Consider the following 25,056-nt stretch of genomic DNA (forward strand, 5'->3'; position numbering starts at 1 on the left):
CTGAAGGTAACTATGCATAACTCAACTCCTCTTTCCGCCCTGCGCAACCTGCTGATAGCGCAGGGGCTGGATGGCATGATTGTTCCGCGCGCCGACGCTCACCAAAGCGAAGATTGTACGCCGCATGACAATAAGCTGGCCTGGCTGACCGGTTTTAGCGGCTCTGCGGGACTCGCGTTGGTCCTGCGCGACCGCGCATTGATGTTTGTCGATGGACGTTATCAGGTCCAGGTACGCAATGAAGTCTCGCTGGATGATTTTGAAATTCACCATTTACACGATGAGCCGCTGGCCGACTACTTACAGTCTCACGTTGCAGCGGGTGCACGTATCGCTTTTGAACCGCTACTAATGGTCAACAGTCAGTTTGAAGCGCTTTCGGCAACTCATTGCGAACTGGTGCCTCTTGAACAAGATCCTTTCGACCAGGTATGGCTTGACCGTCCGGCAGCACCCTGCGGCATCATTCGCGAAATGCCCATTGAAATCAGCGGAGAAAGTAGCACGCAAAAACGTGCCCGCGTCGTAGAGTTGCTCGCCCAACACCACGCTGATGTTCTGGCGATCACGCTGCCGGATAACATTGCCTGGCTGCTGAATGTGCGCGGTTCGGATCTGGCCATGGTGCCTGTGCCATTTTCGTTTGCCCTGCTTCATCGCAGCGGCGAGCTGGAATGGTTTGTGGATAGCAACAAAACGCAGCAGCTCCCCGCATCGCTACTGAATACGCTGACGCTGCTCCCGCAAGAGAATTTCCTTGCGCGCTGCCAGGCGTTAGCCAAGGGTAAACGCTTCCTGGTTGATAAAGACTACGCCCCGGTCGCGTTGCGCTTTGCCATTGAAGAACATGGCGGCGATGTCTTATGGTCCCCCGACCCCATTACCTTAATGAAAGCGCATAAGAACGATGTTGAACTGGCGGGCTATCGGGAATGTCATGAACAGGATGGCGCGGCCTGGGTTAACTTCCTCGCCTGGCTGGCGCATGAAGTCCCCGTGCGCGAAGCTGCAGGCAATCCGGTCACCGAACTGGAAGCACAGGCAAAACAACTGGAATTTCGCCAGCAACAGCCGGGATTTATCGAGCAAAGTTTCAGCACGATTTCGGCCTCTGCCAGCAATGCGGCGATGTGCCATTACCATTCCAGCGAAAAAACCAATACGCCAGTTACCACTAAGGCCATGTATCTGAATGATTCCGGCGGTCAGTACCAAAATGGTACAACAGATACGACGCGTACCCTCGCATTTGGTCCACAGGATCCGCAGCGTCGCCTGCATTATACCGCCGTGTTGAAAGGCTTTTTGTCGCTTATCTCGCTTCAATTTCCTACCGGTATCCAGGGACATCAACTGGATGCCTTTAGTCGTCGGGCGCTGTGGGATTTAGGTCTGGATTTTGATCACGGTACCGGACACGGTGTGGGTCATCAGCTACTTATCCATGAGCAACCCCATCGTATTGCCAAAAAAGTTAACCCCTGGCCCCTGGTTGCGGGCAATATCATTACCATCGAGCCGGGTTATTATCTGGCCGGACAATATGGGATCCGTATTGAGAATCAGGTTGAGATTATCAACAGTCGCCCTGGCTTCTGTCGTTTCTCAACGCTGACGCTGGTGCCGATTGATTTGAATCTGGTTGAACTGCATCTGCTCAGCGATGCAGAGAAACAGTGGATTGATGATTACCACCAGCAGGTCAGAGAGACGTTATCTGCACGCGTAAATGCAGAGGCTCGTCCGTGGCTATTCGCCGCCACCGCGCCAATCCGCGTTCAGGTAAATTAAGGCAATAAAAAAGGCAGCCCGCAGGCTGCCTTAGTTCTCCCCAACATCTTACAGCTTAGCTGTTACGGATGTACTCATCCATTTCAGTTTTCAGGTTATCGGACTTGGTACCGAATATAGCCTGAACACCGGAACCTGCTACCACCACGCCCGCTGCACCCAGTTTCTTCAGGCCAGCCTGATCAACTTTGGCAACATCAGCCACGCTGACACGCAGACGGGTGATACACGCATCGAGGTTAGTGATGTTTTCTTTACCGCCGAATGCTGCAACCAGAGCCGGAGCCATTTCACCGGATGCCCCCGCTTTGCTGTCTTCGGTAGCATCTTCACGACCCGGAGTTTTCAGGTCCAGTGCTTTAATCAGCACACGGAAGATGGTGTAGTAAACGATCGCATAACCGATACCGACAATCGGGAACAGCCACAGTTTGCTGCTGTTACCGGACAGAACGATAAAGTCGATCAGACCGTGAGAGAACGACGTACCGTCACGCATGCCCAACAGGATGCAAATCGGGAATGCCAGACCAGCCAGAATGGCGTGGATGACGTACAGGATCGGCGCCACGAACATGAAGGAGAACTCGATCGGCTCGGTAATACCGGTCAGGAACGAGGTCAGCGCTGCGGAGATCATGATACCGCCCACTTTCGCGCGGTTCTCTGGTTTAGCAGAGTGCCAGATAGCGATAGCGGCAGCCGGCAGACCGTACATTTTGAACAGGAAGCCACCGGACAGTTTGCCCGCTGTCGGGTCACCCGCCATATAGCGAGGGATATCGCCGTGGAAAACCTGGCCCGCAGCGTTGGTGTATTCACCGATCTGCATCTGGAATGGAACGTTCCAGATATGGTGCAGACCAAACGGTACCAGGCAGCGTTCAATAAAGCCATAGATACCGAACGCCACGACCGGGTTCTGGTATGCAGCCCACTGAGAGAACGTCTGAATAGCCGTGCCGATCGGCGGCCAAATGAAGGACAGAACCACACCCGTGAAGATGGCAGCCAGACCAGAAATGATTGGAACGAAGCGCTTACCCGCAAAGAAGCCAAGATACTCAGGCAATTTGATACGGTAGAAGCGGTTGAACATATACGCTGCAATCGCACCGGAGATAATCCCCCCGAGAACACCCGTATCCGCAAGGTGTTTAGCAGCGATCTCTTCAGCAGGTAAATGCAGAACCAGCGGCGCAACAACAGCCATGGTTTTAACCATGATGCCATAAGCAACAACGGATGCCAGTGCAGATACGCCGTCGTTGTTGGTAAAGCCTAACGCAACACCGATGGCAAAAATCAGCGGCATGTTTGCAAAAACAGATCCGCCTGCTTCTGCCATTACGTGCGATACAACGGCTGGCAGCCAGCTGAAGTTAGCGGAACCGACACCCAGCAGGATACCTGCAATCGGGAGTACGGATACCGGCAGCATCAGCGATTTACCGACCTTTTGCAGGTTAGCAAATGCATTCTTAAACATAATTAGGAGTGCTCCTGAGTATTTGTGCTTTTCTACGTTCTCACGCATTAGCGAGGGGGGAGAACCTCGCCGTGTACAGGGCATCTAAGTACCCTTTATTTATTACACAGAGTAAAATAATTCAGTTTATTTTTGTTTGACGGCTATCACAATTCGGTCGTAGATGGCCGCAAAATCCGCACATTCCGATAAAATGCGTTTCTGAATGTGTCAAACCAGTTGTCCACCGCCCATTTTAAGGCGGTGAACTTTACTCGCTTTAGTTATTAATTACGAGCTTTAAAAAAAGTCAGTTAACGAACTGATTGCAGGCGAGAAACGTTGATATGAAACAGGCGGGCAAAGTTATCAGTGGTTGCCTGCGCCAGTTCTTCAACGGCAACACCTTTCACTACGGCCATGTACTCTGCAACGTCACGAGTCATGGCGGGTTGGTTCTCTTTTCCACGATGCGGAACAGGCGCAAGGTAGGGAGAATCCGTCTCAACCAACAGCCGATCCAGAGGAACATAACGCGCGGCATCACGAAGCTGATCAGCGTTACGGAACGTGACAATACCGGAAAACGAGATATAAAATCCGAGATCCAGCAATTTGCCTGCCGTTTCTCTGTCCTCTGTAAAACAGTGTAGTACGCCGCCACAATCCGTCACTTTTTCTTCACGCAGAATAGACAGCGTATCGGTTCGCGCATCACGGGTATGCACGATAACCGGCTTCTGTAACTCACGGCCAATTTGAATATGGTGGATAAAAGATTCCTGCTGGCGCACCTTGGTTTCTGGCGTATAGAAATAGTCCAGCCCGGTCTCCCCCATAGCGACAACGCCCTCTTCGGCGGCAAAACGGCGCAGGTCTTCAACATCATAGGTTTCGTCCTGATTTAACGGATGCACGCCGCAGGAAAAAACCACATTGTCACGTTCGCCGACCAGTTCGCGCATACTGCGGTATCCTGGCAGAGTGGTCGCGACGGCAAGACAGAATTTCACATCGCGTGCGGCAGCTTTCGCCAGCACGTCATCCACGTCCTTATGCAGAGATTGATAATCCAGGCCATCAAGATGGCAGTGCGAGTCGACTAAAAACATAATGTCTCTCTCAAAGATGGGGAACAGGCAATACGGCGCCTGGTTGCAGGTAATGTTCAATACGCAGGATAAGATCGGTTAACACCAGTTCGCGGTTTAAACCCGTCACGTTCAGCAACTGCTGACGGCAATGACAAACGTCACCGAGTATCGCCTGTATTTGGGCAACGGATAACCGCTCAGCGATAGAAGATATCAGGTCCAGAGCATCTGGATTCGTTAAATGGGAAACTCCGTATGGGCGTTTCAACGCATCCGTCAACAATGTTGCCAGCCAGTGTAAACGGGTGGGAGCCTGATCGTGATTTAACGCCGCGAGCAGTATATACCAGTCACCTGTGTTTAATGTGTTCGTCAGTGCCGCACAAAAATCGGTGCGGTGCGACCAGCTTTCGGCCTGTAACAGCGTCAGGGCCGCACCAGGCGAACCTGCGCTAAGGCGTAACGCGCTCAACAGCGCTTCTGACGACGCTGTTACTTCACGGGCAAGCCAGGAAGTTGCATATGACTCAGGCGGCGGCGCAAGATGTTGTAACCGGCAGCGGCTGCGTAATGTCGCCAGCAAGCGAGCTGGCTCTGTGCTGGCAAGGAAAAACCAGGTTTGCGCGGGCGGTTCTTCCAGCGTTTTCAGCAACGCATTAGCGGCAGCATCGGTTAGCTGAGCAGCATCAGGGATCCACACCACTTTAGCACCGCCAAGGCGCGAATGTTCGTAGAGCTTTTCACTGACTTCGCGTACCGCATCAACCCCCAGTGCGCTTTTGCCTTTTTCCGGCAACAGCGAATAGTAGTCAGGATGCGTCCCCGCCTGCATCAGTTGACAGCCCCGGCACTGACCACAGCTTTTATGCCCTTCCGGTTGCTGACACATTAAATAGCGGCTGAGCGCGTAAATCAGTGCGTCGTCGCCCATGCCGGGTAATGCCTGAATCAGTAACGCATGGTGACCACGACCCACCTGGTAGCTGGCTACCAGTTTTTCAAAATCCGGTCGTAACCATGGGTACCATTTCATGCGCCCTGCTCCTTCACCCACTGGGTGATGGTATTACGGATATCAGCCATTACAGCCTCCAGCGGCTGCGTAGCATCAATAGTACGAATGCTGGCGTCTTTAGCGGCGAGTTCAAGATAGCGTGCGCGGGTGCGATTAAAGAAATCAAAAGATTCCTGCTCGATACGATCCAGCTCGCCACGAGCACGGGCACGTTTTAAGCCGACTTCTGGAGTTACATCCAGATAGAGCGTCAGGTCCGGGCGAAAATCGCCGAGCACCGCATCGCGCAGGGTTGCCAGCATGTGTTGATCGATGCCGCGTCCGCCGCCCTGATACGCTTGAGTCGACAGATCGTGACGATCGCCAATAACCCATTTACCTTTTGCCAGCGCAGGTTTAATAACGGTTTCAACCAGTTGCACGCGCGCGGCGTAGAACATCAGAACTTCGGCTTTGTCGGTAATAATTTCGTCACCAACCGACTTAATGTCCAGCACCAGACTTCTTAGTTTCTCTGCAAGCTGCGTTCCACCAGGCTCGCGGGTAAACACCATGTCACGAATACCGAGTTGCTCAAGTGTCTCAACCACCACGTTACGCGCAGTGGTTTTTCCGGCGCCTTCCAGGCCCTCGATGACGATATAGTTACTGCCCATTTTTTTCCTTAAGCACTTTCAGGTAATCCTGCACGGACCGATTATGGCTGGCAAGATTGGTGTTAAACGTGTGGCCGCCTTTACCGTCAGCCACGAAATAGAGATACGGCGTTTTGGCTGGATGTGCTGCGGCCTGTAACGAAGCCTCGCCCGGCATGGCAATCGGGCCAGGCGGCAGCCCCGTAATGGTATAGGTGTTATAGGCGGTTGGGGTATCTAAATCCACACGCGATAATTTGCCATTATACCGTGCCCCCATTCCGTAAATCACCGTCGGATCGGTCTGCAAACGCATGCCAATACGTAAGCGGTTAATAAACACTGAAGCCACCTGGTCGCGCTCGCTGGCAACCGCGGTTTCTTTTTCAATAATAGAGGCCATGGTGACCAACTGGTTTTTATCCTGATAAGGCAGGCCGTCTGCGCGTCCTTCCCAGACGGCATCCACCGCTTTAACCATTTTCTGATGCGCGCGTTTTAGCAGCGCCACGTCGGTGGTATTCGCGGTATACATCCAGGTATCTGGCCAGAACCAGCCTTCCACCCATTGCGGGTTTTCCAGCTTCAGCGCCTGGGCAACGGTCTCGTAACTATCATCACTTAGCGTATGTTTGATATACGGCGCATCGCGCAGTTGTTTGAGGTAATCACTCAGACGCATCCCTTCAACCAGACGTAACGGGAACTGCGCCTCTTTGCCACTTTCCAGCAGTTGCAGCATATCCCGCACCGTCATGTCAGGCGTAAAACGGTAGGTTCCTGCTTTAAAATGTGACAGGTCGGGTTCAACACGCAGCAGCCACTGGAACACGCGCGGGCGATTGATAACTTTGTCCGCATACAGCTGTTCGCCAAGAGCCAGACGGCCCGTACCCGCTTTCAGCGTAAAAATCGTCTCTTCTTTAATCAATAACTTACTGTCCGCCAGATGGCGAACTTTCCACATTCCCACTCCTGCGGCAATGCCCAGCACAACCAGCAATAACAGGACAACGAGTAACAGTTTTTTCATGACTAATTCGGGTGCTCACAAAGTGGGGCTAAAAAATCGAATAACAAACGTGAAGACAGCAGTGTGTCGCCACAGGCACGCACGGGAATAACAGGCATTAAGGCATTACAGACGACGATTTCATCGGCCTGCATAACCTCTTCCAACCCGGCATACTTTTCGACAATACTGAACGACGATTGTGCCAGCATCCGGATACAGAATTGTCGCATAATGCCATTCACGCCAGCCTGTTCCAGCCGGGGAGTGTAAACCACATCACCCTTACGCCAGAACAAATTAGCCGCACAGCATTCCGTAACCCATCCCTCACTGTCAAGAACCAGTGCTTCATCTGCGTCCGTCTGCTCAAGATGAGAGCGAATCAACACCTGCTCGAGTCGATTCAGATGCTTAAGTCCAGCAAGCAGCGGATTACGTCCCAGACGCACAGGGCTTAACGCCAGGGTTATTCCTTCTTGCCGCCAACGATCGTAATGATCGGGCCAGGCAGAAACAGAGAGTATACGTGTGGCACTGTGACAACTTGTACCACTATAGCCCCGCCCGCCACTGCCTCGGCTGATAATGACTTTCAACACGCCGCGCGCGTGCCCATGCGCCAGCATTTTCATTTCACTTTGCAGTGCTGACCAATCTTCGAAAGAGATCAGCAATTTTTGGCAGGCATCCTGTAAACGTGCGAGATGCGCTGAAAAGAGGCAAATTTCGCCGTCGATAATACGCGCAGTGGTAAAACAGCCATCCCCAAACTGGGTTGCTCGATCGCTTGCGGACAGCATATTCTGCTCGCAGCCATTAATTAAGAACATGGTGGCTCCTTATTTCTGGTCCGCTAGTTTGGCAGGATGAGTAACACAGGACAAGGGCAGAAAACTGAATAAAAAAAGGCCCGACAAGCGGACCTTTTTTAGTTTACTACCGATGCTGGCGCATCACCTGACGGAGTTAAATCTTTTTAAAGATTAAAGAGCCGTTGGTGCCGCCAAAGCCGAAGGAGTTACACAGCGTGTACTCCAGACCACTAACCTGACGCGCTTCGTGCGGAACGAAGTCCAGGTCACAACCTTCATCCGGGTTATCCAGGTTGATGGTTGGCGGAATAGCCTGATCACGCAGCGCCAGGATAGAGAAAATGGACTCTACCGCGCCCGCCGCACCCAACAGGTGTCCTGTCATGGATTTAGTGGAGCTGACCATCACACGGCTTGCCGCATCGCCAAAGACAGATTTCACTGCCTGGGTTTCCGCTTTATCGCCTGCCGGAGTGGATGTACCATGTGCGTTGACATAACCGATTTGACCCGCTTCAATAGCCGCATCACGCAATGCGTTGACCATGGCCAGTGCTGCGCCTGCACCGTTTTCTGGTGGCGACGTCATGTGGTAAGCATCGCTGCTCATACCAAAGCCAACGACTTCAGCATAAATTTTTGCACCGCGCGCTTTCGCATGTTCGTACTCTTCCAGTACAACCATGCCTGCGCCGTCGCCCAGCACAAAGCCATCACGTTCTTTGTCCCACGGACGGCTTGCCGCTTGCGGGTTATCATTACGTGTAGACAGCGCTCGTGCCGCGCCAAAACCACCCACGCCCAGCGGCGTACTGGCTTTTTCTGCACCACCCGCAACCATCGCGTCCGCATCGCCGTATGCAATGATACGTGCAGCATGACCGATGTTATGCACGCCTGAAGTACAGGCGGTCGCGATGGAGATGCTTGGCCCTTGCAGGCCGTACATGATGGTCAGGTGACCTGCCACCATATTAACAATCGTCGACGGAACGAAGAACGGGCTGATCTTACGCGGTCCACCATTTACCAGAGAGGTATGGTTTTCTTCGATAAGACCGAGACCGCCAATACCAGAGCCGATGGCGGCGCCAATACGGTGGGCGTTCGCTTCCGTTATTTCGAGGCCAGAATCCTGCATGGCCTGAACGCCAGCGACAATTCCATATTGAATGAAAGCATCCATCTTGCGCTGTTCTTTGCGCGAGATAATGTCTTCACAGTTAAAATCCTTTACTAAGCCAGCAAATTTCGTTGCATAGGCGCTAGTATCGAAATGGTCGATCAGGCTGATGCCACTCTGACCGGCAAGGAGAGCTTTCCAGGTAGACTCTACGGTATTGCCGACAGGAGACAACATGCCCAGTCCGGTCACAACTACACGACGCTTAGACACGGTTGTCCTCCAGGGAGGGAAAATAATTCAAGTGGGATAAAAAGATAAAACTCAGGCGGTCGAATGACCGCCTGGAGATGTTCACTTACGCCTGGTGGCCGTTGATGTAATCAATGGCAGCCTGAACGGTAGTGATTTTCTCAGCTTCTTCGTCCGGAATCTCAGTATCAAACTCTTCTTCCAGAGCCATTACCAGCTCAACGGTGTCAAGAGAATCCGCGCCCAGGTCTTCAACGAAGGAAGCATTGTTGGTTACTTCTTCCTGCTTAACGCCCAGCTGTTCGCCGATAATTTTCTTAACGCGTTCTTCGATAGTGCTCATACTCTTAAATTTCCTATCAAAACTCGCTTTCGCGATGGTTTTCGTAGTGTATAAAATGTTGAAAAATTTGCAACTAAATCCCGGCAGGTCTTACCACGATTTTACGTTATTTTGAGGCCAAGACCTACAATAACGCAAATATTTTTCATCGTGGTTAAACCATGTACATCCCGCCGTTGACGTGCAAAGTCTCACCTGTGATGTAACTTGCTTCGTCAGAAGCTAAAAATGCAACCGCACTGGCGATTTCCTGAGCGCCGCCAAGGCGACCCGCAGGAACCTGCGCCAGAATACCCGCACGCTGATCATCAGACAGCGCACGCGTCATGTCCGTTTCAATAAAGCCCGGAGCAACAACGTTTACAGTAATGCCACGAGACGCAACTTCGCGCGCCAGTGATTTACTGAAGCCGATCAGACCTGCTTTCGCCGCAGCGTAGTTAGCCTGACCCGCATTTCCCATGGTACCAACCACAGAACCGATAGTGATAATACGCCCATGACGCTTTTTCATCATAGCGCGCATTACCGCTTTTGACAGACGGAAAACAGATGACAGGTTGGTTTCGATGATATCGTTCCACTCGTCATCTTTCATGCGCATTAACAGGTTATCACGAGTAATCCCAGCATTATTGACCAGGATATCGACTTCACCAAATTCTGCGCGAATATTTTCCAGAACCGATTCGATAGATGCCGGATCGGTCACATTCAACATCAGACCTTTACCATTTGCACCTAAGTAATCACTAATAGCCTGCGCGCCGCTTTCGCTGGTTGCAGTACCGATAACTTTCGCGCCACGGGCAACGAGTGTCTCAGCAATTGCGCGGCCAATGCCACGGCTTGCACCAGTAACCAGCGCGATTTTTCCTTCAAAACTCATGGTCTTCCTCTTTTATTGCTCTAGCGCCGCAGACAGTGCCGCCGGCTCATTCAGTGCCGAAGCAGTCAGGGTGTCAACAATACGTTTCGTCAAACCGGTCAGAACTTTGCCCGGACCAACTTCATACAAGTGCTCAACGCCCTGGGATGCCATAAATTCAACGGTTTTAGTCCACTGAACCGGGCTGTATAGCTGGCGAACCAGCGCATCGCGAATAGCGTCTGCGGTGGTTTCGCACTTCACGTCGACGTTGTTCACAACCGGAACGGTCGGTGCGTTAAAGGTGATTTTTTGCAGCTCAACGGCCAGTTTCTCAGCAGCTGGCTTCATCAGCGCGCAGTGAGAAGGAACGCTGACCGGCAGCGGCAGAGCGCGTTTCGCCCCCGCAGCTTTACATGCTGCGCCAGCACGTTCTACGGCTTCTTTGTGTCCGGCAATAACCACTTGACCCGGTGAGTTAAAGTTTACCGGTGAAACCACCTGGCCTTCAGCAGACTCTTCACATGCTTTAGCGATAGCAGCGTCGTCCAGACCGATAATCGCAGACATGCCGCCAGTGCCTTCCGGTACGGCTTCCTGCATGAATTTGCCGCGCAGTTCAACCAGACGTACGGCATCGGCAAAACCGATAACACCCGCACAGACTAGCGCAGAGTATTCGCCCAAGCTGTGACCTGCCATCAGCGCAGGTGTTTTACCACCCTGCTGCTGCCATACGCGATAAAGCGCGACAGATGCGGTCAACAGTGCTGGCTGCGTCTGCCAGGTTTTATTCAGTTCTTCGGCCGGACCCTGCTGAGTCAGCGCCCACAGATCATAGCCCAGCGCAGCCGATGCTTCAGCAAAAGTTTCTTCAACAATTGGGTAGCTTGCTGCCATTTCAGACAACATCCCAACGGTCTGGGAACCCTGCCCCGGAAACACAAATGCAAATTGCGTCATGTTTAAATCCTTATACTAGAAACGAACCAGCGCGGAGCCCCAGGTGAATCCACCCCCGAAGGCTTCAAGCAATATCAACTGCCCAGCTTTTATACGCCCGTCGCGGACGGCTTCGTCCAGCGCGCACGGTACGGAGGCAGCAGAGGTATTACCATGTCTGTCGAGCGTCACGACAACATTATCCATCGACATACCCAGCTTTTTCGCTGTTGCGCTGATAATTCGGAGGTTTGCCTGATGCGGTACCAGCCAGTCCAGCGCAGAACGATCGAGGTTATTTGCTTCCAGCGTTTCATCAACGATGTGTGCAAGCTCAGTCACCGCGACTTTAAAGACTTCATTACCTGCCATCGTCAGGTGAATCGGGTTCTCCGGATTCACGCGATCGGCATTAGGCAACGTCAACAGCTCACCATAGCGGCCATCAGCATGTAGATGGGTGGAGAGAATACCTGGTTCTTCTGATGCGCTCAGTACAACCGCACCCGCGCCATCACCGAAAATAATGATCGTGCCGCGATCGGTTGGATCACAGGTACGCGCCAGAACATCAGAGCCCACCACCAAAGCATGCTTCACTGCGCCAGACTTAACGTACTGGTCGGCAACGCTCAGGGCATAGGTGAAACCGGCACAAGCGGCCGCAACGTCAAACGCCGGGCAGCCTTTGATCCCCAGCATACTTTGGATCTGGCATGCCGCGCTTGGAAATGCGTGAGTGGATGATGTGGTGGCAACCACAATCAGACCAATTTGTTCTTTGTCGATGCCCGCCATTTCAATTGCATGGTTTGCGGCGGCAAAGCCCATCGTCGCAACTGTTTCGTTTGGCGCTGCAATATGGCGTTCACGGATACCTGTACGAGTGACGATCCACTCATCAGATGTCTCGACCATTTTTTCCAAATCGGCGTTAGTACGCACTTGTTCAGGCAGATAGCTGCCAGTACCAATAATCTTCGTATACATGTACGCTCAGTCACTTTTTGGTTATATACCGCTACGAGCAAATCGCCGGTACGCTGGCAGCATTCACAAACGCACCGTTATCTGTGTGCTCGCGAGTTTGCGCTTTCGCCACCGTCCAGCAGTTCGAATCCAGCTGGGTATACAGATTCCAGGCGAGCGGCAATTCGTTGAGGAAGTTGTCGCTGCACCGCCTGCACTGCCTGTTCAATCGCGACTTCAAATGCTCGCTGATTGGCCGCACCATGACTCTTAATCACCGTGCCGCGCAATCCTAACAGACAGGCGCCATTATACTGGTCGGGGTTGAGGTGACTAAATCGCCTTGTCAGGCTTTTTTGTAACCAACGTTTTAATAACAGCAGCCACCACGACCGTTTTTTACCCTCACCCTGAGATTTCAGCAATGAAAGGAACATTCTGACAACACCTTCCATCGTCTTTAATGTGACATTACCCGTAAAGCCATCACAGACCAACACATCCGTTTTGCCGGTCAGCAACTCATTGGCTTCAAGATAGCCGATATAATTGATGGAAGGGATTGTTTTTAGCACTGCAGAAGCATCCCGAATACTGTCGAGACCCTTAGTTTCTTCTTCACCGATATTGAGCAACGCAACACGAGGCCTGGCAATGCCAACCACCTCTTCTACCAGCACGGAACCCATGACGGCAAATTGCACCAACATCGTGCTATCACAATCCACGTTGGCGCCTAAATCCAGCACCACCGTTTTACCCTTTTGCTGATGCGGTAAAACCGTCACCAATGCGGGACGTTCAATCCCCTCAAGGGGTTTGAGCAATAATTTCGCAAGTCCCATTAGCGCGCCTGTGTTACCGGCGCTCACACAAGCTTGCGCTCGACCTTCTTTCACGAGCTCCAGGGCAACACGCATTGAGCTTCCACGACTGGCGCGAATAGCTTGCGAGGGCCGGGCATCACTGGCAATAACTGACTGAGCAGGAATAATCTGCAGACGTGAACGTTGTTCGAAGTCAGCTTTGGCAAGTAATGGCGTGATTGTATCGGGATCCCCGACTAAAAGAAGTGTGAGTTGCGAGTTAGAATTCAGTGCCTGCAATGCTGCAGGCACTGTCACGGTAGGGCCAAAATCTCCCCCCATGACATCTAACGCCAGGGTTAGACGTGTCAAGGTATCGTCGCTGCCCGGTTAGGTGTTTCCCCAGTTACCCGGGGAAAGCCTCACTAAGCTTCATCACGCGTGTACTCTATGTCTTTCTCACCGTAGTGGGAAAGTCATTGAGTCATGCGTGATTACTTAGCGATTACCTTACGGCCGCGGTAGAAACCGTCGGCAGTGATGTGGTGACGCAGGTGTTGTTCACCAGAAGTTTTGTCTACAGACAGGCTGGTGACTGCGGTCAGAGCGTCATGAGAACGACGCATGCCACGTTTGGAACGGGTTGGTTTATTCTGTTGTACGGCCATGGACCTTACTCCTCAATTACTTACGCTTTAAGCTGGCTAATACGGCAAATGGGTTTGGTTTTTGCGCTTCATCAGGCAATTCGCCAAAGACCATGTCCGCCTCGGACACTTCACAGTGTTCAGAATCATGCACCGGAACTACCGGCAAGGAGAGGATAATCTCATCTTCAACCATTGCAAGCAGATCGATTTCACCGAATTCGTTAACCTCAATCGGCTCATACGCTTCCGGGAGTGCTTCAGCCTGTTCGTCAGAACGGACAGGACTAAAACAATATGTTGTGTGTACATGAAGTGGGAACGGTTTCCCGCAACGCTGACATTCGAGCGTAACCGAAACCTTCGCATCACCGGTTATAACGGCAAGACGCTGGTTATCGATAGCGAACGACATGGAGCATTCCACATCACTGTCCACACTGACTACAGAATCGGCGACACGCTCAACCAGATCAGAAGTATAGATACCTTCATAATCCAGGCGTTTTTGAGCCGTACGAACCGGATCAAGAGTCAGGGGTAATTTTACCTTTTGCATAGGGCGCGCATATTAACTTTGTAACGTCATATAGTCAAAGAAAAAGGCAGCCTGTGGTTGCCTTTTGCCAATAATTCGCACACATTGCGGGTCATCGACTTAAAATCGCTCAACACAAGCCAATACAGCCAGCTTGCAGGACGAAGTCCATAGTTTAAAATGGCTCTCATCAATACGCTATATGCGAGGGAAAAAATATGCCTCAACTTATTCTTGCTTCCACCTCTCCCTGGCGTCGCGCTTTACTGGAAAAACTGGCTATTCCGTTCGAATGCGCAGCACCTGAAGTTGATGAAACGCCGTTACCGGGCGAAGCACCGCGTCACCTGGTGTTGCGACTGGCGCAGCAAAAAGCGCAATCACTCGCCCACCGTTATCCCTCGCATCTGATTATCGGATCCGATCAAATTTGTGTTCTTGATGGTGAAATAACCGGTAAACCATTAACAGAAGAAAATGCGCGCCAGCAATTACTCAAAGCCCGTGGCAATATTGTGACGTTTTATACCGGTCTTGCGCTGTATAATTCTGCAACCGGACATTTACAAACTGAAGTTGAGCCGTTTGACGTTCATTTTCGTCATTTAAGCGAAACTGAAATTGAAGATTACGTGCGCAAAGAGCGTCCGCTGCATTGTGCCGGTAGTTTTAAAAGCGAAGGATTGGGTATAGCACTCTTTGAGCGCCTGGAAGGTCGCGATCCAAATACCTTGATCGGTTTACCACTGATTGCATTATGTCAAATGCTGCGGCGGGAAGAGATGAACCCGCTGAACGCATGATTAAAGAACTGCTGACAGGCGTAATCACGTAGGCCTGATAAGACGTTTACGTCGCTATCAGGCCTACAAATTTAGCGCGATAAAATCGCAACGCGCATCAGCCTTTGCTGCGTAATACTTCGAGACAGCGCTTCAACTGCTTATCCATCGGCGCTTCAATACGCATCACTTCCCCCGTCCCCGGATGAGTAAACTTCAATGCTGCGGCGTGCAAAAACAGCCTGCTCAACCCGGTATCCGCCAGTTGCTTATCGAACTCGCGGTCGCCGTAGCGATCGTCAAAGGCAATCGGATGTCCGGCATATTGCGTATGCACACGAATCTGGTGCGTGCGTCCGGTCACCGGACTGCAGCGCACAAGCGTAGCAAACGCGTAGCGCTCTTCCACTTTAAAGCGTGTTTCCGATGGTTTGCCTTCCTGATTCACCCGCACGATACGCTCGCCGCTTTGCAGAATGTTCTTTAACAGCGGCGCCTGCACGGATTTAACATGCGACTGCCACTGGCCTCGGACCAGCGCGAGGTAGTCTTTCTGCATGCCTTTTTCACGCAGTTGTTCATGCAACGAACGTAAGGCTGAGCGTTTTTTGGCTACCAACAGCACACCGGATGTATCCCGATCGAGGCGATGCACCAGCTCAAGGAAACGCGCTTCCGGACGCAGCGCGCGTAAGCCTTCAATGACGCCAAAGCTAAGTCCGCTGCCGCCGTGCACGGCCGTGCCCGAAGGTTTGTTAAGCACCAGAATGTGGTCATCTTCATATAAAATGACATCGGTCAGCGCCGCGACCTTCTGCAGATTTGGTGAAATGGCCTCTTCTTCACGTTCAGCGACACGCACAGGTGGAATACGCACAATGTCCCCGTCTTCGAGTTTGTACTCGGGTTTAATGCGTTTTTTGTTCACCCGCACTTCGCCTTTACGCAAAATGCGATAAATCATACTTTTCGGCACGCCCTTAAGCTGGGTGCGCAAAAAGTTGTCGATGCGTTGCCCTGCTTCGTCGGCAGTAATGGCAACTGTTTTTACGGCTGGAGTCTCTGTTTTCATGGGGGCCGATTTTAAATAGCCATCAAGATTCGCGCCACACATTTTTCTATGCTTATATTAACTGCTATACCTTATTACTTAAGTTTGACATCGCCGATTTGGTGGTTATTAAAGCAATCACTACGCGGAAGTGAAAAAACTGTGAGTAACCGGGTGATAAATGGCAAAAGTCATCTTGCTATAACAAGGTTAGCAGTGGAATAATGAGGTTGTTTCCGTGTTGAATCTTGTTAAAACAAGAACTTTTCCGGAATGACCCAATTTTGCCCGACCGATCATCAACGCAGCAATGGCGTAAGACGTATTGATCTTTCAGGCAGTTAGCGGGCTGCGGGTTGCAGTCCTTACCGGTAATAAGGAAGCTTCTCTGGAGAGTAACACCCAGACTGTTCCCCTGATAATTGCGCTGTGTTTCCGTATGAAATACAGGCAACCGACACTCTGCGCCTCTTTGAGCTGACGATAACCGTGAGGTTGGCGACGCGAATAGACACGAGGCCATCGGTTCACACCCGGAAAGGCATTACTCTGCCCGCAGCTTAGTCGTCAATGTAAGAATAATGAGTAAGTTACGATGAAAAGAATGTTAATTAACGCGACTCAGCAGGAAGAGTTGCGTGTCGCCCTTGTAGATGGGCAGCGTCTGTACGATCTGGATATTGAAAGTCCTGGACACGAACAGAAAAAAGCCAATATCTATAAAGGCAAAATTACCCGTATTGAACCGAGTCTGGAAGCTGCTTTCGTTGATTACGGCGCTGAACGTCACGGTTTCCTCCCGTTAAAAGAAATTGCCCGCGAATACTTCCCCGCTAACTACAACTCCCATGGTCGTCCCAACATAAAAGACGTGTTGCGCGAAGGTCAGGAAGTCATTGTTCAGATCGATAAAGAAGAACGCGGCAATAAAGGCGCTGCGCTGACCACCTTTATCAGCCTGGCGGGGAGCTATCTGGTTCTGATGCCGAACAACCCGCGCGCGGGCGGCATCTCCCGTCGCATTGAAGGCGACGACCGTACCGAACTGAAAGAAGCACTGGCAAGTCTGGAACTGCCTGATGGCATGGGGCTTATCGTGCGTACCGCAGGTGTCGGCAAATCCGCCGAAGCACTGCAGTGGGACCTGAGCTTCCGCCTGAAACACTGGGAAGCGATTCAAAAAGCCGCTGACAGCCGCCCTGCTCCGTTCCTGATCCACCAGGAAAGCAACGTTATCGTTCGCGCATTCCGTGACTACTTACGTCAGGACATCGGCGAAATCCTCATCGACAACCCAAAAGTCATGGAGATGGCGCGTCAGCACATCGCTGCATTGGGGCGTCCGGATTTCAGCAGTAAAATCAAACTGTACACCGGTGAAATCCCGTTGTTCAGCCACTATCAAATCGAGTCTCAAATTGAGTCTGCGTTCCAGCGAGAAGTACGTCTGCCGTCCGGCGGCTCAATCGTAATCGACAGCACTGAAGCGCTGACCGCTATCGATATCAACTCCGCACGCGCAACCCGCGGCGGCGACATCGAAGAAACAGCGTTCAACACAAACCTTGAAGCAGCCGATGAAATTGCTCGTCAGTTGCGCCTGCGCGACCTCGGCGGCCTGATTGTTATCGACTTTATCGATATGACCCCGGTTCGCCACCAGCGTGCGGTTGAAAACCGTCTGCGTGAAGCTGTGCGTCAGGACAGAGCACGTATTCAGATCAGCCATATTTCTCGTTTCGGTCTGCTGGAGATGTCTCGTCAGCGTCTGAGCCCGTCGCTGGGTGAATCCAGCCATCACGTGTGCCCGCGCTGCTCCGGCACCGGTACCGTACGTGATAACGAATCACTGTCGCTGTCTATTCTGCGTCTGATCGAAGAAGAAGCGTTGAAAGAAAATACGCAGGAAGTTCACGCTATTGTTCCTGTGCCGATCGCATCCTATCTGCTTAACGAAAAACGTACCGCGGTAAATGCCATCGAGACGCGTCAGAACGGGGTGCGCTGTGTGATCGTGCCAAACGATCAGATGGAAACCCCGCACTACTCCGTGCTGCGTGTACGCAAAGGGGAAGAAACGCCTACCCTGAGCTACCTGCTGCCGAAACTGCATGAAGAAGCGATGGCATTGCCGACGGAAGAAGAATACGTCGAGCGTAAACAGCCAGAACAACCGGCGCTGGCCACCTTTGCGATGCCAGACGTGCCGCCAGCCCCTGCACTGCAGGAGCCAGCTACGAAAGCCGTTGCGCCTAAAGCTGCTGTTGCGACCACAGCTGTCGCCGCACAGCCGGGTTTGATTAGTCGTTTCTTTGGCGCTCTGAAGTCCATCTTCAGCGGTAGCGAAGAAGTAAAACCGGTTGAACAACCTGCGCCGAAAGCTGAAGAGAAAACGGAACGCCAACAGGATCGTCGTAAACCGCGTCAGAACAATCGTCGCGACCGTAACGATCGTCGTGATAATCGCGACAACCGTGGTGACCGTGACAACCGTAACGAGCGTTCAGAAAGCGGCGAAAATCGCGAAGAAAACCGCCGTAATCGTCGTCAATCACAGCAGCAAAATGCGGAAGCACGTGATAACCGCCAGCAATCCACTGACATTGCAGACAAAACGAAGTCAGGCGATGAGCAGCAGGCTCCGCGTCGCGAACGCAACCGTCGTCGTAACGATGATAAACGTCAGGCACAGCAGGAAGTTAAAGAGCTGAACCAGGCTGAACAACCAGTGCAGGATACCGAGCAGGAAGAGCGCGTACGTCAGCCTCAAACTCGCCGTAAACAGCGTCAGTTGAGTCAGAAAGTTCGTTTCACAGACAGTCCGGCAGTCGAAACCGAAGTGGCTACCGCCGCCGTGGTCGCTGAAACAGTTGTCACTCAGCCTACTGAACAGTCTGCACCGGTACAGCGTACCGAACTGGCGAAAGTTGATCTGCCAGCTGTCGTCGCAACTGAGCAGGAAGACAACAGCGAAGCGCGTGACTCCAATGGCATGCCGCGTCGTTCCCGTCGCTCTCCTCGCCATCTGCGCGTAAGTGGACAGCGTCGTCGCCGTTACCGTGACGAGCGTTACCCGGTTCAGTCGCCGATGCCGTTAACCGTCGCCTGCGCCTCTCCGGAATTAGCGTCCGGTAAAGTATGGATCCGCTATCCTGTCGCTCGTCCTCAGGATCAGCAGAGTGAAGAGCAACGCGAGCAGGAAATGGTCCAGCCGCAAACAGCACCAGTAGCCGTAGAGCCTCAGGTTGCTGCAGCAGCTGCAGAACACATTGTGGACACTCCTGCACCGGTTGAAACCGTACAGCCAGAGGTTGTCGTAGCTGAAACTCAGGCCGCCGTTGTTGAAACCACACAGGTTGAAACCACACATCCGGAAGTTATTGCAGCTCCGGCCGAGCAGCAGTCGCAAATTATCGCTGAATCCGACGCACCTGTTGCTGAGGAGATCGCTGCGAAAGCCGAACCTGTAACTGAAGTTGTAGCTGCGCCTGTTGTCGAAGAACCTGCAGACGTCGTTGTCTCCCAGCCTGAATCGGTTGAAGAGATTGTCGAGGTTGTGGAAACAGCGCCTGTTGTTGAAGAAGTTGCAGCGCCGCAACAAGTTGTTGCAGCACCTGTCGTCGAAACCGAAGTCGTTAAGTCTGACGTTGTCGTAACCAGCGCTGACGCAGAACATCTTCACAGCCATGCGACCGCACCGATGACCCGCGCCCCGGCACCGGAATATGTGCCTGAAGCGCCGCGTCATAGCGAGTGGCAACGTCCGGCATTCGCCTTTGAAGGTAAAGGTGCTGCAGGCGGACACAGCGCCACGCACCAGGCGACCGCGCCAGCAACACGCCCGCAACCTGTTGAGTAAGTAATAATCACTATCAAAGCCGACCTTCGGGTCGGCTTTTTTATATCGGTTCTACGTGGGTTTTACACGTTTCATCCCCGTTAGCTGCGGCATGACATCTTTCATTAAAGCTAAAAATTTGCGTAATCGGGTCGGATAGTAACGCGCCCAGGGATAGACCAAATGCACAGGCAACGATGCCGCATGCCACTCGGGTAGCAACGTAACCAGGCGTCCGCTGGCAATATCTTCCTCGACCATCCAGCTCGACACAATCGTCACGCCTAACCCTGCCAGGGCAGCATTTCTGGCAACATAAATACTGTCGGTGCTTAATCTGGGTGTAATATTCAGCGTAACCGGTTCATTACGCGATTGATGCAGTAACGAAACGCTATGTTGGTAAAACGTGTTCACGGCAATCCACGGCAGCGCGGATAATTGCTCCGGATGCGAAAGCTCGCCATACTGCGCCAGCAATGCGGGACTCACCACCATACTCCGGGGAACTTCGGCCAGTAATACCGAGACAGTGTCCGGATCAACCTCTGCCCCCACCCTGATCGCGCAATCAATATTATCGCTGAGGAAATCAACGGTTTTATCATTGAGCATCCACTCTACCGACAACTGCGGATAACGAGAAAGAAAGTGCAGCAACGGCTCAAGAAGTTGTTGCTGCCCGAAGGCATGCGGTGCACGTACCCGCAGCGTGCCCACCGGTTCCTCCTCCGTGACATTGAGCCCATCTTCCAGTGCCAGCCACGCATCAATAATTTTCTTGGCATGCTGGTAGCCGCGCTCACCGTCGTCGGTTAATTTCATCGCATGCGTGGTGCGCATTATCAGTTTCACACCAAGCAGTGCCTCCAGGGATTGTAACCGGCGGCTGACAGTCGCCTGCGTTGTGCCCATCTGTTTTGCCGCAGCCGAAAGCGATCCAGCCTCGACGATGCGCACGAAAGTCCGCATCAGCTCCACCCTATCTATACGTTCATTTTTTATCATTCGTAATTTCTTCATACGCTATACGTATAACAGTTTTACCACTGCGCTCGCTACCGCACCATCCGCTGAAGGATAAAAATAGCCGCACATCCTGTGATTGAGGAATCATTTGTGAACACGCATATCGCACTTTCCCGTTGGGTCATTTTTGTTCTGGCATTGGGCGCTGGTTTCAGCGTGGCCGCTATCTACTATGCCCAGCCTCTTCTGCCTTTAATGGGTCAGGATCTGGACTTAAGCATCACCGGCATGGGGCTGGTTCCGACGCTCACCCAGGCGGGATACGCGCTGGGGATTTTGTTTTTACTGCCCCTGGGAGACCGTTATGATCGCCGGACGCTAATTCTGTTTAAAAGCTTCACGCTTGCCTTCCTTCTTCTGGCCTGCAGCTTTACCGGACAGTTGTATTCACTATTGCTGGTCAGCCTGCTGATGGGAATGGCGGCAACTATGGCGCAGGACATTGTCCCCGCAGCGGCCATTCTGGCGCCTGAAGGCAGGCAGGGAAAAACGGTGGGCACCGTAATGACTGGCCTACTGCTGGGGATTTTACTCTCGCGTACCATCAGTGGACTGATAGGTGAAGCCTTTGGCTGGCGCGAAATGTATCAGCTCGCCGCCGTCAGTATTGCTGTTTTTACCGTGATTATGTGGAAAGCACTGCCTCGTTTTGCCGTCCATTCCACGTTGAGCTACCCGTCATTAATGCTCTCGATGGCGCAACTGTGGCAAAGGTATCCCGCCTTACGGCGCGCGGCACTGGCGCAAGGTTTTCTGTCCATTGCCTTTAGCGCCTTCTGGTCTACGCTGGCTGTGATGTTATCTGAACATTACCAAATGGGTAGCGCGATGGCAGGCGCGTTTGGTATCGCGGGTGCGGCCGGAGCGCTTGCCGCGCCGCTGGCAGGTCACCTTGCTGATAAAGTAGGTGCTGCGAAAGTGACGCAGTTAAGTGCTTTACTGGTCACGGTATCCTTCGCACTGATGTTCTTGTTACCCGCTCTACCAGTTCAGGGACAATGGTTGCTTATTGCCCTTTCAGCGGTAGGTTTTGATCTCGGATTACAATCCAGCCTGGTTGCCCACCAGAACCTGGTCTATAGCCTGGAGCCTCAGGCCAGAGGGCGTCTGAACGCACTGTTGTTTACCATGGTATTTATCGGTATGGCGCTGGGTTCAGTTCTCGGCAGCCAGGTTTACGCGCTGGCAAACTGGGAAGGTGTGGTTGCACTGGCAACATGTAGCGGTGCGATCGCACTGGTAATCAGACTCACAAGCAATCTGTCACTTTACAAAACGACTGACGCCTAAAAAAATGCCCGCTCCGGGTGTTAAGGGAGCGGGCAGATAAACATATCCAGTTTCATGATATGTTCAAAATGGGTCGTTACCGGTTAAGCTGGAACAGCGACATGCCCTGCATATCAGTAAACGTTTTATACGATGCCTGCAGTGCGGCTTGTTGCATCACGTAAGACGAAATCGCGGCGTTCCAGTCGACATCCACCAGATTACTCATCTGTTGGGTTTGCCCCAATGCACGATCGGCACCCAGTGAATCCAGCGAGCTCAATTCGCTTAGCTGCGTGCCTAATTCTGCACGTACAGACAGCACGTTATTCAGCGAGTTTTTAAGACCTCGGCTGGTTTTATCGATGGCTGCAGTGGCAGTAGCTTTTGCCGCATCATTGCCCTCAACCGGTGTGTTAAGCGCATCAATCGCGCTATCCAGCATTTTGAACAGGTTCTTTTCCTGAGTACCGCCCGCAGGTTCAGGCACGGCGTTGCTGGTCAGGCTGGCGAAGACTTTATCGCCAGTATGACCAATCACCATGGTCCGGGAGGCATCAACCTGCTGGGTGACGTTTGTCGTACCGCCGCTGTAAGCGCCATCAGCCTGGGCAAACGGTGCAGATTCTGTTTTATATCCGCCAAAAATGTAGCGCCCATTACCGTCGGTGCTGTTCGCCAGGTTCATCAGCTGATCGCGGATCCCCTGCAGGTCGGTGGCCAACGATGCACGGTCATCATCACTTAACGTACCGTTTCCCGCACTAACGATTTTTTCCTGCGCAGTCTGGATCGCCGTCGTCACCTGATTCAGCACGTTCTCTTCCAGCGACACTTTTTGCGTCGCGAATGTGCGCGCCAACGTGTATTGGCTGTTCTGCGCCTGAGCCTGCGAAAGTACTACAGCTTGCGAGGCGGCAATCGGATCGTCAGATGGGTTCAGCACGCGTTTGCCCGTCGACATCTGCTCGCCGAACTTCATCCATTCCGCCTGAGAGTTAGTGATGCCGCGCATATTCTGCTGGTACATCATCTGGGTGCTAATACGCATAGTCTCCCTCTCCCTTAGCGGATATTAATCAGTGCATCGAACAGCGCATTCGCAGTTTGCAGTACTTGCGCGTTAGCCAGGTAATATTGTTGATAACGCTGCAAATTACCGTACTCTTCGTCGAGGTTAACCCCGGAAATAGACTGCTGCTGCTTATAAAGTTGCGTTACCACGTTATTCTGGGTGATGGCGCTGGTTTTCAGCGTCGCGGTTTTGTTACCAACATCGCTCACCAGCGTGGCGTAGGCGTCATTAAAGGTTTTATCACCGACAGTGGCCTTGGTTTGCAGATCCAGCAGTTTTTGGCCGTTGCGGTTATCGCTTTTACCCTTATCAATATCCGGATCGGGATCATTTTTAGACACTTGAGCCATCGCAATTTTCGACTCATCGGTCACCATGACTTTCATATCAACAACAGCGTTACTCACCGGCTTCACTATAAAGCTGTCATTAGCTGTCGCCCCCGCGTTAACTGTAATCACCATCCCATCGAAGGACATTTTTCCGCCAGCCACGGTAGCTTTGAAGCTGGTGTTGTCAGCCAGACGTGTAACCTGCCAGTCCGTCCCATCAAAAACGATTTTATAATCTGTCGCCTGTACAGCAGAACTGTCGGTGATCTTCGCGCCTAGCGATCCTGTCCCCGAATTTTTTGTGTTATTGAACACAGCCGGGCTGCCAATAGCAAAGAAATCCTTACCCTGATCGCCGTTAGCATCAAAACCTTCTTTATGCTGGGTGTTAAACGCATCGGCAAACGCCAGCGCCAGTTGGCCAAGAGTGTTGCGCGTCTGATCCAGCTCCTGCGAACGGAAAGTCAGTAATCCGCCCAATGAACCGGTATTCAACAGTTTCTCGGGGATCTCGACATTACCGGCAACCCCATCAACGTAGGCCACAGTAGTGCGATTAGGATCGTCGCTGGAAGGGACTGCCGCCAGTTGACGCGCATTGCTGCCCTGCACCAGTGAATAGCCGTTCGCCATGGTAACATTGTAAGTCCCGCCGTCCTGCACGCTGACTTCCACGCCGACAATCTGGTTAAGTTCACTGACCAGTTGGTCGCGCTGGTCAAGCAAATCGTTAGGCGATGCACCCGCGCCGACGCCCGTCAGACGGGAAATCTGGTCGTTAAGACTGGCAATCTGTTTCGAGTAGTTGTTGATCTGATCAACACTTGCTTTTATTGCAGTATTGACCTGCTTATCCTGATCGCGCAGATACTGGTCAGTTGTTTTAAACTGATTCACTAAACCATTCGCTTTGCCGATCAACGCCTGACGCGCCGCCGGATCTTCGGCATTACTGACCAGCGTTTGCAAACCGGTAAAAAAGTCCTGCATTGAGGTCGAAATGGAACTGGTTTTGCTGGAGAGCAGATTGTCAATTTTTGACATTTGCTCATAGCGCGTCGTCAGACCGCTGCTCTGATTCTGCGCTGCTCGCAACTGATTAGTGATAAAGGAGTCATACTCGCGCTGCACGCCAGAAACATAGACGCCATTGCCAACCCAGCCCCCCGCACCCAGCGTGCTGTTCGCCTGTGCCATAATTGTCGTTTGGCGGGTGTAGCCGGCAACGTTATAGCTGGAGATATTATTACTGGCGGTACTCAACGCGGCCTGCGCTGCGCTGAGTCCACTCATCGCGTTATTAATCAAGCTGGACATGGAGGTTCCTTGTAATCCTTCAATACTCGTTATTATCGGCAGCAG

22 protein-coding genes are annotated in these 25,056 nt (G+C 52.3%); 4 read left to right on the top strand and 18 right to left on the bottom strand.

Translation table 11 applies throughout. The annotated features are described in order from the left end of the window. Nucleotides 1-12 precede the first annotated feature (12 nt). Entirely contained in the window at nucleotides 13-1,791 is a 1,779-nt protein-coding gene (locus OGY15_RS15780; protein ID WP_286540001.1) for an aminopeptidase P family protein, read from the top strand. Nucleotides 1,792-1,846: 55 nt separating this feature from the next. Here OGY15_RS15780 and ptsG read toward each other — a convergent pair whose 3' ends face one another. The 14 genes from ptsG to yceD form a co-directional block, all read right to left on the bottom strand. After that, nucleotides 1,847-3,280 carry a PTS glucose transporter subunit IIBC gene (ptsG, locus tag OGY15_RS15785; RefSeq protein ID WP_151218926.1) on the bottom strand — a complete coding sequence of 478 codons (1,434 nt, stop codon included), beginning with the start codon at nucleotides 3,278-3,280 and terminating at the stop codon, nucleotides 1,847-1,849. A gap of 293 nt (nucleotides 3,281-3,573) precedes the next feature. Beyond that, nucleotides 3,574-4,371: a metal-dependent hydrolase gene (locus tag OGY15_RS15790; RefSeq protein WP_151218927.1), complete on the bottom strand. Its 798-nt coding sequence runs from the start codon at nucleotides 4,369-4,371 to the stop codon at nucleotides 3,574-3,576. Between the two features lie 10 nt (nucleotides 4,372-4,381). Further along, a complete protein-coding gene (gene holB / locus OGY15_RS15795; RefSeq protein WP_286540005.1) occupies nucleotides 4,382-5,386 on the bottom strand; it encodes a DNA polymerase III subunit delta' in 1,005 nt (334 codons plus the stop codon). Further along, complete coding sequence (gene tmk / locus OGY15_RS15800) at nucleotides 5,383-6,024, bottom strand: dTMP kinase (protein ID WP_151218929.1); 642 nt, start codon at nucleotides 6,022-6,024, stop codon at nucleotides 5,383-5,385. The genes holB and tmk overlap by 4 nt, the downstream gene beginning before the upstream one ends. Continuing rightward, nucleotides 6,014-7,036 carry a cell division protein YceG gene (gene yceG, locus OGY15_RS15805; RefSeq protein ID WP_187260027.1) on the bottom strand — a complete coding sequence of 341 codons (1,023 nt, stop codon included), beginning with the start codon at nucleotides 7,034-7,036 and terminating at the stop codon, nucleotides 6,014-6,016. Before yceG ends, tmk begins: the two co-directional genes overlap by 11 nt. Nucleotides 7,037-7,038: 2 nt before the next feature. Beyond that, nucleotides 7,039-7,848 (bottom strand): aminodeoxychorismate lyase, encoded by an 810-nt coding sequence (gene pabC, locus OGY15_RS15810; RefSeq protein WP_151218931.1) that lies wholly within the window; start codon nucleotides 7,846-7,848, stop codon nucleotides 7,039-7,041. Between the two features lie 136 nt (nucleotides 7,849-7,984). Next, on the bottom strand, nucleotides 7,985-9,226 hold the full coding sequence (gene fabF / locus OGY15_RS15815) for a beta-ketoacyl-ACP synthase II (RefSeq protein WP_151218932.1): 1,242 nt from the start codon (nucleotides 9,224-9,226) through the stop codon (nucleotides 7,985-7,987). An 85-nt stretch (nucleotides 9,227-9,311) separates the two neighbouring features. After that, nucleotides 9,312-9,548 (bottom strand): acyl carrier protein, encoded by a 237-nt coding sequence (acpP, locus tag OGY15_RS15820; protein WP_000103754.1) that lies wholly within the window; start codon nucleotides 9,546-9,548, stop codon nucleotides 9,312-9,314. A 154-nt stretch (nucleotides 9,549-9,702) separates the two neighbouring features. After that, entirely contained in the window at nucleotides 9,703-10,437 is a 735-nt protein-coding gene (gene fabG / locus OGY15_RS15825; RefSeq protein WP_003036255.1) for a 3-oxoacyl-ACP reductase FabG, read from the bottom strand. Between the two features lie 12 nt (nucleotides 10,438-10,449). Beyond that, the gene (fabD, locus tag OGY15_RS15830) at nucleotides 10,450-11,379 is read right to left on the bottom strand and encodes an ACP S-malonyltransferase (protein ID WP_151218933.1); all 930 of its coding nucleotides are present in this window, start codon (nucleotides 11,377-11,379) and stop codon (nucleotides 10,450-10,452) included. A gap of 15 nt (nucleotides 11,380-11,394) precedes the next feature. Beyond that, entirely contained in the window at nucleotides 11,395-12,348 is a 954-nt protein-coding gene (fabH, locus tag OGY15_RS15835; RefSeq protein WP_151218934.1) for a beta-ketoacyl-ACP synthase III, read from the bottom strand. 77 nt (nucleotides 12,349-12,425) lie between these two features. Further along, on the bottom strand, nucleotides 12,426-13,505 hold the full coding sequence (plsX, locus tag OGY15_RS15840; RefSeq protein WP_286540012.1) for a phosphate acyltransferase PlsX: 1,080 nt from the start codon (nucleotides 13,503-13,505) through the stop codon (nucleotides 12,426-12,428). Nucleotides 13,506-13,627: 122 nt separating this feature from the next. Further along, the gene (gene rpmF / locus OGY15_RS15845; protein ID WP_003036242.1) at nucleotides 13,628-13,801 is read right to left on the bottom strand and encodes a 50S ribosomal protein L32; all 174 of its coding nucleotides are present in this window, start codon (nucleotides 13,799-13,801) and stop codon (nucleotides 13,628-13,630) included. 16 nt (nucleotides 13,802-13,817) lie between these two features. Next, entirely contained in the window at nucleotides 13,818-14,339 is a 522-nt protein-coding gene (gene yceD / locus OGY15_RS15850; protein WP_003036239.1) for a 23S rRNA accumulation protein YceD, read from the bottom strand. 197 nt (nucleotides 14,340-14,536) lie between these two features. On the opposite strand from yceD, the gene OGY15_RS15855 reads away from it, so the two are divergent. Beyond that, the gene (locus OGY15_RS15855) at nucleotides 14,537-15,121 is read left to right on the top strand and encodes a Maf family protein (protein WP_151218936.1); all 585 of its coding nucleotides are present in this window, start codon (nucleotides 14,537-14,539) and stop codon (nucleotides 15,119-15,121) included. A gap of 97 nt (nucleotides 15,122-15,218) precedes the next feature. Here OGY15_RS15855 and rluC read toward each other — a convergent pair whose 3' ends face one another. Then, nucleotides 15,219-16,172 (bottom strand): 23S rRNA pseudouridine(955/2504/2580) synthase RluC, encoded by a 954-nt coding sequence (gene rluC / locus OGY15_RS15860; RefSeq protein ID WP_187252642.1) that lies wholly within the window; start codon nucleotides 16,170-16,172, stop codon nucleotides 15,219-15,221. A 574-nt stretch (nucleotides 16,173-16,746) separates the two neighbouring features. Between rluC and rne the strand changes: the two genes are divergently transcribed. Further along, nucleotides 16,747-20,010, top strand: coding sequence for a ribonuclease E (rne, locus tag OGY15_RS15865; RefSeq protein ID WP_278238166.1), 3,264 nt, complete (start codon nucleotides 16,747-16,749; stop codon nucleotides 20,008-20,010). Nucleotides 20,011-20,061: 51 nt separating this feature from the next. On the opposite strand, the gene OGY15_RS15870 is transcribed toward rne, so the two are convergent. Beyond that, nucleotides 20,062-21,012 (bottom strand): LysR family transcriptional regulator, encoded by a 951-nt coding sequence (locus OGY15_RS15870; RefSeq protein WP_247604987.1) that lies wholly within the window; start codon nucleotides 21,010-21,012, stop codon nucleotides 20,062-20,064. 96 nt (nucleotides 21,013-21,108) lie between these two features. Here OGY15_RS15870 and OGY15_RS15875 point away from each other — a divergent pair, with 96 nt between their 5' ends. Beyond that, entirely contained in the window at nucleotides 21,109-22,308 is a 1,200-nt protein-coding gene (locus tag OGY15_RS15875) for an MFS transporter (RefSeq protein WP_286540018.1), read from the top strand. Nucleotides 22,309-22,384: 76 nt separating this feature from the next. Here OGY15_RS15875 and flgL read toward each other — a convergent pair whose 3' ends face one another. Continuing rightward, nucleotides 22,385-23,338: a flagellar hook-associated protein FlgL gene (gene flgL, locus OGY15_RS15880; RefSeq protein WP_151218939.1), complete on the bottom strand. Its 954-nt coding sequence runs from the start codon at nucleotides 23,336-23,338 to the stop codon at nucleotides 22,385-22,387. A gap of 14 nt (nucleotides 23,339-23,352) precedes the next feature. Continuing rightward, nucleotides 23,353-25,011 carry a flagellar hook-associated protein FlgK gene (flgK, locus tag OGY15_RS15885; RefSeq protein WP_286540022.1) on the bottom strand — a complete coding sequence of 553 codons (1,659 nt, stop codon included), beginning with the start codon at nucleotides 25,009-25,011 and terminating at the stop codon, nucleotides 23,353-23,355. Nucleotides 25,012-25,056: the final 45 nt, after the last annotated feature.

The organism is Citrobacter sp. Cu231, assembly GCF_030332265.1.
Taxonomy (GTDB): Bacteria; Pseudomonadota; Gammaproteobacteria; order Enterobacterales; family Enterobacteriaceae; genus Citrobacter; species Citrobacter meridianamericanus.